Raw genomic sequence first — 14,423 nt, forward strand, 5'->3', positions numbered from 1 at the left:
TCTTCTAGCGAACAACAATACGTCGGACAGGTGGTTCACAGCCCACTTGCACGGAATCAAGACCCAACCAGGCGGCCATGCGTTCCAACTCACTTTGCAACGGGGCGTGAACTTCGGCCTCCCATCCTGATTCAAAATGAACACTTTTTGCGTGTAGCACCCCTCGGGCACGGTCAGCTTTTAGGTCCACTCTGCCAACGAATTCGTCGCCGTAAAGCATGGGAAAGACGTAGTAGCCGTAGCGTCGTTTTGCTTCCGGCACATAGATCTCTATCCGATATTCAAAGTCAAAGAACCGTTCTAAGCGTCGACGGTTGAAGACCATGGAATCAAAAGGCGATAACAGTCGCAGGTCCTTGCTCACCTTGCGTGGAATGGTTGTTTCTAACGGCATGTAGCAAGGTTCATTGATTCCTGTGACTTGCACCTGTTCTATGCGACCTGCATTAGCGTGTTGAGCCAGTTGTGCTTTTACTTCCCGAATTGGCAGCCGAAAATATTCGGCGACACAGTGAGCTGTCGCAACGCCCTGGGCGGCCAGTGAACGATTAATCAATCGTTCGAGTGCCTCCTGCCGATGTGCATCGTCGGCTTCCAAGGGCTCTCCCAATACATGGTGGGTCAGCGCGTAACGGCGTTCAAACTGTGAATTCCTACCTAAAGTGAGAATCTGTGCTCTAGCGAACAGTGATTCCGTGACGTATTTTGTGTCGTTCCAGTTCCAGCCCCAATGTTCTTTGGACGTCACCGGTTCAACATCTAGGGCAGCACTAATTTCGCGGGCGCTAGAGCCGGGGTTCGCTTCCAGATAGTTGATAACCCGGTGAGACAGTTCTTGCTGCTCATCAGTAAACAGGTGTGACTTGTCGATCCAGGTGCGCCGTTGCCACAACAATAAATCTGGGACAAGCTCTGAGCTCACGATGCTCGCTTCATGAGCCCAGTACTCGGTCAAGGCACTTCCGGGGGTCGCAAGAACCTTGTCTAGAGCGGTGATGTCGTAGGCACCGAGCCGGGCGAAAATTGGCATGTAGTGCGCGCGACGCACCACGTTGACCGAGTCGACTTGCAACTGCGAGATTGCTTGGACGGCACTGGTCATTTTCCGAGGGGTCACGGCCTGATCGTTGCGACTTCGAGACAGACCTTGGGCGGCCAACGCGAGCCGCCGAGCCTGTTTAAGGCTCAGGACACGTTGACCGCCCAATGTAGTTTGCGCGTTGATATTTAGCCCTCGGTGACTAGTGACTTGTCGCGGTAACCACGAGTTTCGGTGGTGGATTCTTCATTGGAATTCAATGATGGATCCAGCGAGATAACACCGTACTGGTACTGAGTTCTACCGTAGACCACAGCGTGTTCTCCGGTCGCTTCATCGATGAACAGGTAGAACGGGTGGCCAACCAATTCCATGCGATCTACAGCATCATCAACGCTCATCACTTCTGCTGGGAAAGACTTGCGACGAATAACCACTGGCGAGTACTCGGCCTCTTCTTCAGCCTGGGCAGCCTCCGCTGCCTTCTGCGCTTCAAGGGTCGATTCCACCAAAGACTTGTCGCTGGAAACAGTTGGAAGAGCGCTGGTGGCTTCATGCACTGCTACAGGGGTGTGGTTGCCACGGTGAACTTTGCGCTTGTCGCGGGCTTTACGCAGCCGTTCCAGAAGTTTTGCGAAGGCAACGTCAAAGGCAGCAAACTTATCTGCCCCACGCGCTTCAGCTCGAATTGCTGGACCACGGCCAACAACTGTCAATTCAACGGACAACGCCGTGCTCTGGTCACGGGCATGGGATTCTTTGAGGACCTTGACGTCGATGCGTTGAACTTTGGTCGCCAACTGGTCAACCTTGGTTATTTTTTCATCTACGTACTCACGGAAACGATCCGAAATGGTGATATTGCGTCCGCTGTAGTTCAGCTCCATGGTGTCCTCCAATAGAGAGTCGGGTGACACAACAGTCCGAATTTTCCATCCTTTCGGACTGAAGATGGGCTTTTCGCTGCATCTGTGATGCAACCCATACTTCACCTTAGGCCACCACAGCGAAGAAACAAGTCTCCAGACGCAGTTTTCCTATCGCGCTTAGCGAAATCACTGTTCAGGCTCCTGATTAGGCGGCTTAGTCAAAGCCAATACAACGCCGACACTTACGCTATATCCAGCCTTTTGGCAGGCCATCGCGGCCTGCCTGAGGGTGGAGCCGGTAGTGAGGACATCATCAACTAAGATCACCGGCCGTCCAGGTATGTCAGCCCGCTCGGCAACAAAATGCTCCTTACCGCTTCGTCGGGCAGAACCACTCTTGAGTTTCTGGGCTCCGGCAAATACATGGCGAGCACGGTAATGCAGGACCGGTCTGATGCTCAGATGACTTGCATATAGCCCTCTGTTCATACCGCGCTCAAGCATTGTTGCTACTGGCGAATACCCCCGCTTCCCAACGGCTTTCAAAGAACTGGGAACCGGAACAATATAGGTGCTCATAGCATCAGACTGCGGAATACAACTGGAATTGATCACCGCTGCCACATAGGGAGCAAAGACTGAACCAAGAAAGTATCGTTGCTTATTCTTGAATGCCAGCATGGAACGAGCCAGTTCCTTGCCATAGATGCCGCAGGAACTGACCGGTAATTGTTGTGCCAGAAGTGGCAGTTCAACGTAGTGGTGGTGTCCGTCCGGTAACGGCGGTAAGAAAAGCTGCTTCTGGATTTCGCTTCGACACTCTGGGCAAAGACGAAAATCCGCCCGAGAACACACCGCGCAACTTGTTGGAATCAGAAAATTGGTTAACTCACGAAAACCAAAATTGATCCAGCGTACGGTTCTTCGTTGAAGCAAGGCGTCGAGAGCTTCAAGCCACTGAGCAGGTATTCCCATCTGCTAAGGATGCCGTGACTTCACCTAGAGCAGACTGCCAAGACAATCCAGTTGTGTAAAACGTGGTCCTATCCCGGATAGGCAACGTCTTGAGCGAAGTCGTCCAGCTCGTGCCAGGAGTTACCCACACGTGTGTAGAGCTTCTCCTTCGTTTCGGCATAAACTTCACGCCGATCCCCCACGCCGGTGGCAATACCGACCATCCCGAGTAGCAGCTGCAAATGCTCGCTGCCACCTTCAAAGGTCATCTGCGCTGCTTCAACGACTTCAGAATCATCCAGTGCAGCCACGATAATGGAACTATCTGAATCCCAGAGCGCGGTATTGACCGGCACCTCAGGGTATAAGCGCATCGGCGAGTCGGTAAGGCCACGGGGCACACCTTCGGCATCGCGAATGACGCCAGCGACATACAATGACGTTGTAGAACCCTTGGTGGCCACGATGAGGGCACGAGCGCCGTCACGTGAAATCCTCAACGAGTCAATGTCTGCTCCCTTGAGCCACGCAACGTCGATCGGTCGCGCCTCACCCTTGGATGCAGTCTCCGCTGGGATGGCCATAATTGGAGTTTCTGCTCCGTTATCAGCGGTCCAGGTCCAACCGGCAACGTCCATGGACGGTTGGATCAAATCCTTGCCTTCTAGGGCCAGATGAAGCTTGCCAGAGTCGTCAATTCTTAACAACTGTGTGCGGCGTCCGTTGAGGAAGGCGTAGCTGTTACCCACTGGAGACATGGCAGGATCTCGTGGATCGTAGCTTGATACGTCAGGAAGCCCACCCACCGGAATGATTGAGCGTCCCTTGACGTACACCAAATCTTGGTCGGAAACTCCTATCAGTGTGTCTTGCGTGCTTGGATTGATTTCCGCGGGCTCAATCTTTGAGTCATCCGATGCCAGGTTCACTTCGTTTTCTTCACGGAGCATCTTGACCGAGTCCACCGAAGAAAGTCCAGTCAGCGAGGCCTCCAACTGCTGTTTCATCAAAAGCAGCGTCTGGTCAGTGGTATCGGTAAAAGAATCCGAGTTCAGGTCAATCGTTGCTTCCCTGTCACGCACTGGTACCGCGGATCGAACTAGCTTACTGGCAGAGGAAAAAGCGGACACGACGGCATTTTCCAGGTACGGTGCCGGGCCTTTGAGCAACGCTTCGACCATCGAAGTGGTTGTCCCCGACCCAGAAGTAAACCAGCGAATATCCGGAACAAGGTAGGCGTAGCTAGCGTCATAGAAGTACAAGGTTTGCGCCGCAAAAATCTTGGTGAAGGTCGAAGCTTCCAACATGATGCCATCGGGGGCATCAACAATGCGCCACTGATCGTCTTCCTTCGCGACCTTGACGTCCACGGCTCTAGTCGAGTGATCCGGATAATTGGTGCGCACACCTTGCGCGTCGACCTCTCCAGTAATCTCCAATTGGATGGTGTACTGGTTGGCGTCGGCCCCGTTGACCACGTTGAAGGCTTCATAAATCAGGGTCTGGGTGTCACCACGCCAAGAGTTTTTCAACTCCGCGTTCATATACTCACGAGCAACTGCGTAGTCCTCGGAGACAGAACGACCGGCCTCAACAAAGCCTTCAACGATGGCACGAGCATCAGCGCCGTCCGTAGGACCTTCGGCCGCGTAGCTATAGGTTTCGGCTCCACTATCATCGGACCCTGCTTCAATTTGTTGCACACTTGAGGAGCGTGGAATGGAAGCACAACCAGAAAGGACCAGCAACCCTACAAGCAGTGAGGAGAGCAGGCCCCTGAGTCTTTTGGTCACTGGTTCTCCTCCTTCTTCGTTTCACTGCTCACCGTGCTTGGATCAGTCACATCATCTTCAATCGGTGCATCATCTAAGCCGAGGATCAATGGCGTATAACCAATCTTGGGCACTTCGCCGGTCAATGGGAAGCTATCGCCCACCGGTGGCAGGATGTTTTCGGGAACGGCTGGTTCCAATGGCAGTGGGGAGGAATCAATTTCCTGATGTTCAGATTTGGGCAGCGTCAAACGGAACACTGAACCTACCTGAGGCTTGCCCCAAGCTTCCAAACGTCCTTCGTGTAACCGGGTATCTTCCATAGAAATGGACAAGCCAAGTCCGGACCCACCGGTCGTTCGTGCACGGGCCGGATCGGCGCGCCAGAACCTGTCAAAGACATGCTCGCATGCTTCTTGGGACATGCCGATGCCGTAGTCACGAACAGATACTGCCACCGCGCTTTGGTTCGCGGCGATGGTGATGTCGATAGGTTTGCTTTCGCCGTGTTCCACTGCGTTAAGCACCAAGTTACGTATGATGCGTTCAACGCGACGTGGATCGACTTCTGCCACGCAACCATCGCTCGGTGCGTTCAGTCGAATGATTGATCCGTACTCATCGGCCACCGGTGTGGCGGTCTCCACGACTTTTCGGGCAATGGCGTTCAGGTCAGTAGATTCGAGGTCCAAGACCGCCACCCCAGCATCAAATCGGGAGACTTCAAGCAGGTCGTTGAGTAGGTGCTGGAAGCGCTCGATTTGGTTGTACATGAGCTCGGCGGAGCGTGCGGTGAGCGGATCAAAATCTTCTCGCGCATCGTGGATGACTTCGGCGGCCATCCGCACCGTGGTCAACGGAGTTCGCAGTTCGTGTGAAACATCAGAGACGAAGCGCTGTTGCATCGCTGAAAGGTTATTTAGCTGGGTGATCTGTTCCTGCAAGGAGTGCGCCATATGGTTAAAGGCGGTGCCCAAACGAGCAACTTCATCTTTGCCGGCAACCTTCATACGACGGTCCAAATCGCCGGCGGCAATGCGCTCTGAGACGTACGCTGCATCGGCTACCGGACGGACCACGGTACGAGCCACAGACCAAGCAACAAAACCAACAACTGCCAGCAGAATCAGGCCGGTGAATGCCAGTGCCCGGTTAATGAATTCCAGCGTGGATTGCACGCTGGACAGGTCATAGACAAGGTACAACCCATATTCTCGACCAGGTGGTATCAAGACCTTAGTGCCAACGACCAGCCCTGGCTGGGCCTGATCAGCATTGCCCAACTCCACCGAACGCCAATAGATGCCTTGTTCTCCGGCGACACGTTCAGCTAGATCATTAGGTATCACTCGGGTAGTTAAGTTACCCGAAGCCATGGGCCCAACGTACAGACTCTGATCACCAGCAATGGGCATCAAAACAAAATCTCGAACCACCGTTGCACCGTCGCCTTCAAGCGAGGCAAGGGTGGAATTTACCAGTGCCTGTGTTGACGCTCGGTCAGTGGTTGACGCAGATTCTAGGATTGAACGCGCCTGAGTAAGACCCCGTTCGGACTCCTTGGAGATCTGGTTAACGCGCTCTTCATAGAGCGTCGAGGCGATCTGGTTGGACAAAAATGCGCCCGCTGCCAGCATCGCGAGGGTGGTGAACAGCAGTGTGGAGATCACCGTGCGGTAGATCAAATACCGTTGCCAACGATGCCTGATGGTCACCAATGGACGCTTGAACCAATTGCGCAGATTGGCGATGGAGAACCGCTTCGGATGAGGTTGGACAGACACGTCGAGCGGAACTAACTCTTTGCCGGTCGACGTGTGTGAGCTCAACTTGCCGTACCTGCTTTGTAACCCACTCCGCGTACGGTTTGGATAATCTGTGGCTTCTCCGGATCAATCTCGATCTTGGAACGCAGTCGCTGAACATGCACGTTCACCAGTCGAGTATCGGCTGCATGCCGGTAACCCCAGACAGCTTCAAGCAACTGCTCACGGCTGAAGACCTGCCACGGCTTGCGAGCCATAGTCACCAGCAGGTCGAACTCCAGCGGGGTTAAGGAAACAGGCTGATTGCCGCGCGTCACCTGGTGTCCGGCAACGTCAATAGAAACTTCACCGACCTGCAGAGTTTCTGCCGCGTGAGTCTCATTTGGACGCAGACGTGCACGAACGCGGGCGACAAGTTCTGCCGGCTTGAACGGCTTGGGAACATAATCGTCAGCACCCGACTCCAGACCACGAACCACGTCCGCAGTATCAGACTTAGCGGTGAGCATCACCACGGGAACGTCAGACTCGGCACGGATCTGCTTACAGACTTCAATGCCGTCAATACCCGGGAGCATCAGGTCCAAGAGCACGAGGTCAGGATTGAACTCACGGAAGGCAGCTAGCGCGCCAGATCCTTCATAACAAAATGAAGCTTCGAAGCCATCATTTTGCAGGACAATTCCAATCATTTCCGACAATGCTTCATCGTCGTCAACGACTAAAATCCGTGCTTTCATCCCATGTCCCCCTGTAACCGTGGGTCTCAGGTTCCAACCGTCTGGTCAAACCGGGCAGATCAGCTACCCCACTATTCCTAAGATACATGATCAGTTGCCATATTCTGGCTGTGACCGGCACGAATAAGCCAAACCGTTATGCATCGACGCGAGTTTGCTCCAACGCTTGGGCATAGGCGGAAAGTTGTTGTAGGGTCGCCACCGCTTCAGCGCTGGTGCACCTAGTGAAATCGCCACGAGGCATCAGTGTCATCGCGCCAAGTTGTCCATCGCCCAGACCAAGCTGCCGCCACGGGCGCAGGATGGTATTGACCCCTTCAACTACACCAGGGGCCCGTAGTCCTGGGGTTAACACCTGCAAGTAGATCCGGCCGCCACTTTCAACAAGGCCCGCTACCCGCTCCCACTGGTGGTGATCCATTCCCTGCGGATCAATGACTAATGCCGTGGCACCTGCCTGGACCAACAGGTCCACGCGCTCGACCCACCGCAGCTGACTGGTCGGCAAGTTGATTACTGTTTGGCTCTGGTAAGACTGCTCGCCGTCGTTAAGTACTTTAAAGAATTCTTCATAACTGCCGCGTACTTCCGAACGCGGGATGGAGCGCAGCGTGCGGTAACCGCTAGAGGTTTTGATGCTGCCATCAAGCACGTCAGCAAACAGTGGCTCATCGAGTTGCACGCTAAAGGAACGCACGCTGGTGATCCGCGCGAGTCGATCTAGGTGTTCTTTAAGCCCGTGGGCATAAGCGGCAATGATGTCTCGGCGAGCGCCATGATCACTGATCGCCCGCTCACCACTAGGCAGGAATAGCCGGGCAGCTAGACTCCAGGGTCCGAGCACGGTCAGCTTGAGCCGTTGGGCGGGTTTACGTTCCGCACCGAGCACATCGGCGAGTAGGTTTTCATCGCTTCTCAGAATGCTGCGGGCCCGGCGGGCATCTATCCCATCATTGACTCCGACTCGCCAACCGTGCGGTTGTAAGTCAAAACCTAGCTCGGCCAGCATTGTGGCACTTCGTCCAACTTCATCAGCACCGACCCCGCGATCGGCCAGTTGCGGAAGCAGGGCAAGGTTAGGTTCCCCCAACTCCCCGCGAACGATCTCGTGAATCTGTAGCGGGTCAGTACCGGGAAAATGGCAAAACGCAGTGGCGTACACGTCACTGCGTTCTAGCTCTTGGAAGTTATTAGGCATTCTTGTGCGTGTCAGAAATATGTTGATGGTGGCGGATCACTTCAGAGATCACAAAATTCAAGAACTTCTCCGCAAACTCTGGATCAAGATGAGCCTCGTGCGCCAGTGCGCGCAAGCGTTCAATCTGGGCCTTCTCACGGTTTGGATCACTCGGCGGCAACTTGTGCTTGGCTTTGAGGTGACCTACCCGCTGAGTCGCTTTGAAGCGCTCGGCCAAAAGGTAGACAAGCTGTGCGTCAAAGTTGTCGATGCTCCCGCGGATGGCGTAGAGCTCCTCAAGCACTTCATTTTGGACCTCACCCTGCAACGAGCTGGCGTGCGGGTCGAATGACTCGTTCAGTGCATTGTTTTTCGGCTCGTTCATGGTGTTAAGTTTACGGGTTCACCACCCAAATCTCGCACATAGTGACGTGCCCCAACTACGCGGGTAGCGTAGCTGGGGCACGATGCTCAGTGCGTAGCTTCTCAGTTCGTCTCAGTTATCCCTGATTTAGCTCTTCGATCAGAGCTCGTCGTTGGGCTTGCTCCCGAGGGTCCGGGACCGGCAGGGAGGCAATCAGTCGCTGAGTGTAGCTGTGTTGCGGTTCTGCCAGTACCTTGGATCCCAGTCCTTCCTCGATGAGGTTTCCACGGTAGAGAACCCCCACCCACGTAGCTAGTTGATCAACCACGGCTAAGTCGTGGGAAACAAACAACGCCGCAAATCCGAGTTCGGTTTGTAGTTCCCGGAAGAGTTCTAGCACCTTAGCCTGTACCGACACGTCCAAGGCGCTCGTCGGTTCATCGGCAATGAGCAGTTTCGGATCTAGGGCGAGGGCACGGGCCAGCGAGGCACGCTGTCGCTGACCGCCTGAGAGCTCGTGCGGGTAACGCTGGGCGAAACCAGCCGGAAGCTGAACGGCTTCTAAAAGCTCACTGACCTTAGCTCGGGTTTGTGCGGGGTTCAGGTCGCGGTGCACCGCCAATGGCTCAGCAACACACTCCCCCACGGTCAGATGGGGGTTGAAGCTCGCAGCTGGATCTTGGAATACGAAGCCAATCTGTTCGCGCAGAGGTTTGAAGCTACGTTCTTTGAATTCCGCCATCTCGTAACCGAGTACTTTCAGCGACCCCGAGGTGATGCGATTCAGCCCGGCAATACTACGTCCAATGGTGGTCTTGCCAGAGCCTGACTCACCCACCAAACCGTAAACTTCTCCGGCGTGAATCTTCAGGTCAACATCTTTCACTGCGGTAAAGCCTGCTGATCCTAGGCGTCCTGGAAAATGGACTCCGAGCCCTTTGGCTTCCACCAATACTGAGGCGTCGGTGTGCGGACGTTCGCTAAGAGAGGCTGAGGCACTCTCGCGGCCAAGGTGCGGTACAGCAGCAAGCAGTGACTTTGTGTAGTCCTGTTGTGGACGTTCGAAGAGCTCCAAGGCGGCTGCCTGTTCGACTATCTGCCCCTGATTCATCACGACCACGCGATCGGCGATATCCGCAACCACGCCCATATTATGGGTGATGATCACGATGGCAGTACCCAGTTCCTCACGTAATTCACGCAATAACGCAAGAATCTCGGCCTGTACGGTCACATCCAAGGCGGTAGTTGGTTCATCAGCCACGATCAGCCGTGGCTTCAGCGCCAATGCAGCTGCGATGACCACACGTTGTTTTTGTCCGCCGGAGAATTGGTGTGGGTAGTAGTTCACGCGTTGTTCCGGGTCGGGAATGCCGACCTGGCGCATGGCTTCAATAGCGCGTGCTTTGGCTTCCTTTTTGGAGATCTTGCTGTGGGTGCGAATTCCCTCCATGATCTGCCAGCCCACGGTGAAGACTGGATTCAGAGCAGTTGAGGGTTCCTGGAACACCATGGCCACGTCGCGGCCACGCACTTCACGCAATTGTGAGCCATGCAGTGTGAGCATATTTTTACCATTGAGGTAGACCCCGCCGTGCGCGGCTCCGTTCTCGGCAAGAATTCCTAGGGCGGTGCGGGCGGTGACTGACTTACCGGAACCCGATTCACCAACAATCGCCAAAATCTCCCCGGCTTTGACCTCGAGGTCAACGCCGCGTACTGCTGGGATCGCGCCGGCATCGGTAACGAAGTCGATGTTCAAGTCTTCAATGCGAAGGACCTGTTCCTGAGCATCGTTCGGGTTCTGAGTTTCGTTTGAGCTGTGCTTCACTGGGTTGCTCCCCTCTGCGCAGACTGAGTGATTCGCTTGGCTTTCTTTCGGCTAAAGCGACGCAGTCGTGGATCGTTCAGGTCATTCATGGATTCACCGACCAGGGTTAGGCCCATGACGGTGAGCACGATGGCCAGGCCCGGGAACAATCCGGTCCACCAAATACCGCTGGTGGCATCCGACATGGCACGGTTCAGGTCATAACCCCATTCCGAAGCGGCGGTGGGTTCAATACCAAAGCCCAAGAAGCCGAGGCCTGCCAGGGTGAGCAGAGCTTCGGTGGCGTTAAGGGTAAAGATCAACGGCAGGGTTCGGGTGGAGTTGCGCAGCAGGTGCGTGAACATCACTCGCCAGGGGCTCGCACCAATGACCTGAGCGGATTCAACAAATGGCTCTGCCTTTAGGCGCATCACTTCGGCTCTCACCACGCGGAAGTACTGCGGGATAAAGACCACGGTAATGGAAATAGCTGCAGCCATGATGCCGCCAAAAAGCGATGATTGACCCTGAGAAATCACAATCGACATGACAATGGCCAGCAGCAGCGAAGGGAAAGCATAGATCGCGTCGGCCAGGACCACCATAATGCGGTCAAACCAGCCGCCCAGATATCCGGAAATAAGACCTAGAAGCACCCCGACGAATAGCGACATCACCACCGCAGCAACGATGACCCAGATGGCAGTTTGAGCGCCATAGAGGGTTCGGGAGAACACGTCGTAACCGGTGGCAGTGGTGCCCCAAATGAACTTTGCATCGGGGGCAGCCTGACGCGGGAAGTCCCCCGATGCATCTGATGACTGCGCAAAATCAAAGGGTGCAATCAGCGGTGCGAAGAGTGCACAGAGGAAAAAGAGGACCGAGAGTACAAGGCCAGCTACGAGCATGCCGCGTTGCAACCCCGAGGACATTCGCAAATGCGAAATCACCGGCAGTTGCTTGAGCCACGAAGTGTTAGCGCTTGGCAAGGTTTGGGTAGTCATGATTAGTACCTGACTCTCGGATCGATCAATGCTGCCAGCACGTCAACGATGAAGTTCGTAACGGCAACGATGATGGCCAACAGCACCACGATGCCCTGGACGGCAACGAAGTCACGGGCCGTGAGGTATTCGGCAAGCTTGAATCCAAGACCTGACCATTCAAAGGTGGTCTCGGTTAGCACGGCTCCGCCGAGCAGCATGGCAATTTGCAGGCCCATCACGGTGATGATGGGAATCAGCGCCGGACGGTAGGCGTGCTTGGTGGTCAGGCGGAACTCGCTGACACCACGTGAGCGGCCCGCCTCGACATATTCGCGTCCCAGCGTTCCAATAGCGTTAGTTCTTACCAAGCGCAAGAACACACCACCGGTGAGTAGGCCCAAGGCCAGCGCCGGTAGGAGTGCGTGCTCGGTGACATTCCAGAAGGCTTCCATGTTCCCGCTACGCAAGGCATCGAGCCAGTAGATACCCGACGGGCTTTGCAGGCCGGTAAGTTCTAGTTCGGTTTGCCAGTCGGCGCGTCCGCTAATCGGCAACCAGCCAAGCCACACGCCGAAAACGAGTTTGAGGATCAATCCAGCAAAGAACACCGGGGTGGCATAACCCAAAATGGCCAAGATACGCAGGATGGCATCTGGGTAGCGATCGCGGAATTTTGCGGCCACGAGACCCAGCGGGATGCCTACTAGCAGTGCGACGATCACCGCGTTGATGGCCAGTTCCAAAGTCGCGGCACCGTAAGTGCTCAAAACTTCGGTGACCGCGCGGTTGTCGCTCAGGGTTCTGCCCAAGTCGCCGGTGAAGACCTGTCCTAGGTACTCGAAGTACTGGATGAGAATGGGGCGGTCGTAGCCTGCTTCGTGGATACGGGCGGCCAATTGGTCGGGAGTCAGACGTCCGCCCATGGCTGCGGTGATCGGATCTCCGGTCACTCGCATGAGGAAGAACACCACTGTGATGAGGATGAAGACAGTGGGGATGATCAGCAAAAATCGTGTGATCAAGTAGCGCAGGAACCCGCCGCCTTGATTTTTGGCTTTGGGTGCTGCAATCGGGCTGGTTTCTTGGCCCGGTGGTGACGTGATGGTCATCGTCAGTCCTTATGGTTCAGGATGCATGGCGTTGCGCCAGCGCAGTTTGCTGTGCTGGCGCATGCCAAGGGGATCCGTCGTGCGCCCGTATGATGACGCACGTCAGATCCCCTTTGATTTGATCAGTGCAGGCGGGGCCGAATTACTTACTCAGTACGCCAAGGCGGAACTTGAACGATGCGTCCAAGGTCTTATCAACGTCCTTCACGTCCTTACCTGCGACAGCAACCTGCGCACCCTGCAACAGCGGTAGCGTGGAGAGGTCTTCGGCGACCATGCTCTGCAGTTTTTCAATGGCTGCGGTGCGTTCGCCGGCGTCGGTCATGCCGCGCTGGTCAGCGATCAGCTTGTCAACCTCTGGGTTGTCGTAGTTATTCGACAGGAAGTTGTCCTTGGCGAAGAACGGCGAGAGGTAGTTATCAGCATCCGAGTAGTCCGGGAACCAACCCAACTGGTAGGCCGGGTAGTCAGTGACGCGCTGCTTCTGGTAGGTCACCCATTCGGTGGACTTCAGGTCAACGTCGAATAGACCGTCAGCTTCCAACTGCTTTTCAACCAGGGCGTATTCGTCCCCGGAGTTTGGACCGTAGTGATCCGGGTTGTACTGCAGTGCAAGTTTCACCGGAGTGTCAACGCCAGCGTCTTCTAGAACCTTCTTGGCCTTGGCAGCATCTGGCTTACCGTCGGTGCCGTACAGGTCCTTCAGAGGTTCAGCGGCTCCGGTGAACCCTTGAGGAACATAGGAGTAGGCCGGGGTGTAGGTGTCCTTGTAGACATTCTTTGCGATCGCTTCGCGGTCCACGAGATTAGCTGCGGCCTGTCGGACGGCGAGCGCCTTGGCTTCGTCAGCATCCGAGGTCTTGGCACCATATGGCATGGTGTCAAAGTTGAAGACGATGTAGCGCAGTTCGCCACCTGGGCCCTTATGAACGGCCAGGTTCTCATCCTTGCCCAAGTCCTCAATGTCCGTTGGTGTCAGCGAGCGCCATGCGACATCAATTTTGCCTTCTTGAACCTCAAGCTTGAGGTTATTCGCGTCGGCGTAGTACTTGATCGCAGCCTTGGTGTTGGCTGGCTTTCCGAGCACGCCAGCGTAGGAATCATTGGCGCTGAAGGAGATCAGGTTGTTCTTGTTGTACGAATCAATGACGTACTGTCCGCCGAACGCCTTGCCTTCGACGATTTTCTGATCGTCCAGGAGTTCATCGGCTGGGAAGACTTCGTCATCAACGATGGGGCCAACTGGTGAGGTGAGTACCTGTGGGAAGGTCTGGTCATTGGCGACCTTCAGTTTGAAGACTACGGTGCTGGCATCGGGTGCCTCGATGGACTCCACGTTGCCCAGCAAGGAAGATGGGCCGTTCGGGTCAGCGATCTTGAGCTGACGGTCAAAGGTGAACTTCACGTCTTTGGAATCAAGGTCGTGTCCATTAGCCCACTTCAAGCCACTCTTGAGTTTGACCGTATATTCGGTCGGAGTGGTGAAGTCCGCAGATTCAGCCAAGCTCAGCGAAGGTTCAGGGCTGCCCGGCTCAGAATTGAGCAAGAACGGGAAAATCTGGTTCATCACCATGAACGAACCATTGTCATAGGAGCCAGCTGGGTCTAGCGAGGTGACCTTGTCGGTGGTACCCAAGGTGATCGGTGCGCTGGCTGCGTCGCCATTGGAATTGTCGCCGCCCTCACCGTTGTTTGCAGCTGAGGTGCAGCCGGTTAAGGCCAGTGCGGAGATACCCATAACGGCTGCGGCGAGTCGCAGCCCGTTCTTTTTGCGAGTCATTGGAGTCTTCCTTAATAATCCATGAGCATGCTTGTACGGGTGATAAATAACACATGC

General features: G+C 55.2%; 12 protein-coding genes. All 12 read right to left on the minus strand.

The window, feature by feature from the left end; all coding sequences use genetic code 11:
- Positions 1-4 precede the first annotated feature (4 nt).
- Entirely contained in the window at positions 5-1,117 is a 1,113-nt protein-coding gene (locus QMQ05_RS10280; RefSeq protein WP_345469755.1) for a winged helix-turn-helix domain-containing protein, read from the minus strand.
- A 110-nt stretch (positions 1,118-1,227) separates the two neighbouring features.
- Positions 1,228-1,926 carry a ribosome hibernation-promoting factor, HPF/YfiA family gene (gene hpf, locus QMQ05_RS10285; protein WP_345469757.1) on the minus strand — a complete coding sequence of 233 codons (699 nt, stop codon included), beginning with the start codon at positions 1,924-1,926 and terminating at the stop codon, positions 1,228-1,230.
- A 168-nt stretch (positions 1,927-2,094) separates the two neighbouring features.
- Positions 2,095-2,883, minus strand: a complete 789-nt coding sequence (locus QMQ05_RS10290) for a ComF family protein (RefSeq protein ID WP_345469759.1) — start codon at positions 2,881-2,883, stop codon at positions 2,095-2,097.
- A gap of 68 nt (positions 2,884-2,951) precedes the next feature.
- Positions 2,952-4,655 (minus strand): LpqB family beta-propeller domain-containing protein, encoded by a 1,704-nt coding sequence (locus QMQ05_RS10295; protein WP_345469761.1) that lies wholly within the window; start codon positions 4,653-4,655, stop codon positions 2,952-2,954.
- On the minus strand, positions 4,652-6,463 hold the full coding sequence (mtrB, locus tag QMQ05_RS10300) for an MtrAB system histidine kinase MtrB (protein ID WP_345469763.1): 1,812 nt from the start codon (positions 6,461-6,463) through the stop codon (positions 4,652-4,654). Before mtrB ends, QMQ05_RS10295 begins: the two co-directional genes overlap by 4 nt.
- Positions 6,460-7,140, minus strand: coding sequence for an MtrAB system response regulator MtrA (gene mtrA / locus QMQ05_RS10305; RefSeq protein WP_058254697.1), 681 nt, complete (start codon positions 7,138-7,140; stop codon positions 6,460-6,462). Before mtrA ends, mtrB begins: the two co-directional genes overlap by 4 nt.
- Before the next feature lie 136 nt (positions 7,141-7,276).
- Positions 7,277-8,338, minus strand: a complete 1,062-nt coding sequence (locus QMQ05_RS10310; RefSeq protein ID WP_345469767.1) for a hypothetical protein — start codon at positions 8,336-8,338, stop codon at positions 7,277-7,279.
- The gene (locus QMQ05_RS10315; protein ID WP_345469768.1) at positions 8,331-8,702 is read right to left on the minus strand and encodes a chorismate mutase; all 372 of its coding nucleotides are present in this window, start codon (positions 8,700-8,702) and stop codon (positions 8,331-8,333) included. The genes QMQ05_RS10310 and QMQ05_RS10315 overlap by 8 nt, the downstream gene beginning before the upstream one ends.
- A 115-nt stretch (positions 8,703-8,817) precedes the next feature.
- A complete protein-coding gene (locus QMQ05_RS10320) occupies positions 8,818-10,512 on the minus strand; it encodes an ABC transporter ATP-binding protein (protein ID WP_345469770.1) in 1,695 nt (564 codons plus the stop codon).
- Complete coding sequence (locus QMQ05_RS10325) at positions 10,509-11,495, minus strand: ABC transporter permease (RefSeq protein WP_345469772.1); 987 nt, start codon at positions 11,493-11,495, stop codon at positions 10,509-10,511. Before QMQ05_RS10325 ends, QMQ05_RS10320 begins: the two co-directional genes overlap by 4 nt.
- A gap of 2 nt (positions 11,496-11,497) precedes the next feature.
- Positions 11,498-12,586, minus strand: a complete 1,089-nt coding sequence (locus tag QMQ05_RS10330) for an ABC transporter permease (protein WP_345469774.1) — start codon at positions 12,584-12,586, stop codon at positions 11,498-11,500.
- A gap of 142 nt (positions 12,587-12,728) precedes the next feature.
- Positions 12,729-14,366: an ABC transporter substrate-binding protein gene (locus tag QMQ05_RS10335; protein WP_345469776.1), complete on the minus strand. Its 1,638-nt coding sequence runs from the start codon at positions 14,364-14,366 to the stop codon at positions 12,729-12,731.
- Between the last annotated feature and the right edge of the window lie 57 nt (positions 14,367-14,423).

It is taken from the genome of Glutamicibacter sp. B1, assembly GCF_039602135.1.
In the GTDB taxonomy this organism is placed as follows: Bacteria; Actinomycetota; Actinomycetes; order Actinomycetales; family Micrococcaceae; genus Glutamicibacter; species Glutamicibacter ectropisis.

Coding starts and splice junctions, on each gene's coding strand:
- hpf (WP_345469757.1), bottom strand. CDS start 1,926: ATGGAGCTGAACTACAGCGGACGCAATATCACCATTTCGGATCGTTTC.
- QMQ05_RS10290 (WP_345469759.1), bottom strand. CDS start 2,883: ATGGGAATACCTGCTCAGTGGCTTGAAGCTCTCGACGCCTTGCTTCAA.
- mtrA (WP_058254697.1), bottom strand. CDS start 7,140: ATGAAAGCACGGATTTTAGTCGTTGACGACGATGAAGCATTGTCGGAA.
- QMQ05_RS10310 (WP_345469767.1), bottom strand. CDS start 8,338: ATGCCTAATAACTTCCAAGAGCTAGAACGCAGTGACGTGTACGCCACT.
- QMQ05_RS10315 (WP_345469768.1), bottom strand. CDS start 8,702: ATGAACGAGCCGAAAAACAATGCACTGAACGAGTCATTCGACCCGCAC.
- QMQ05_RS10325 (WP_345469772.1), bottom strand. CDS start 11,495: ATGACTACCCAAACCTTGCCAAGCGCTAACACTTCGTGGCTCAAGCAA.
- QMQ05_RS10330 (WP_345469774.1), bottom strand. CDS start 12,586: ATGACCATCACGTCACCACCGGGCCAAGAAACCAGCCCGATTGCAGCA.
- QMQ05_RS10335 (WP_345469776.1), bottom strand. CDS start 14,366: ATGACTCGCAAAAAGAACGGGCTGCGACTCGCCGCAGCCGTTATGGGT.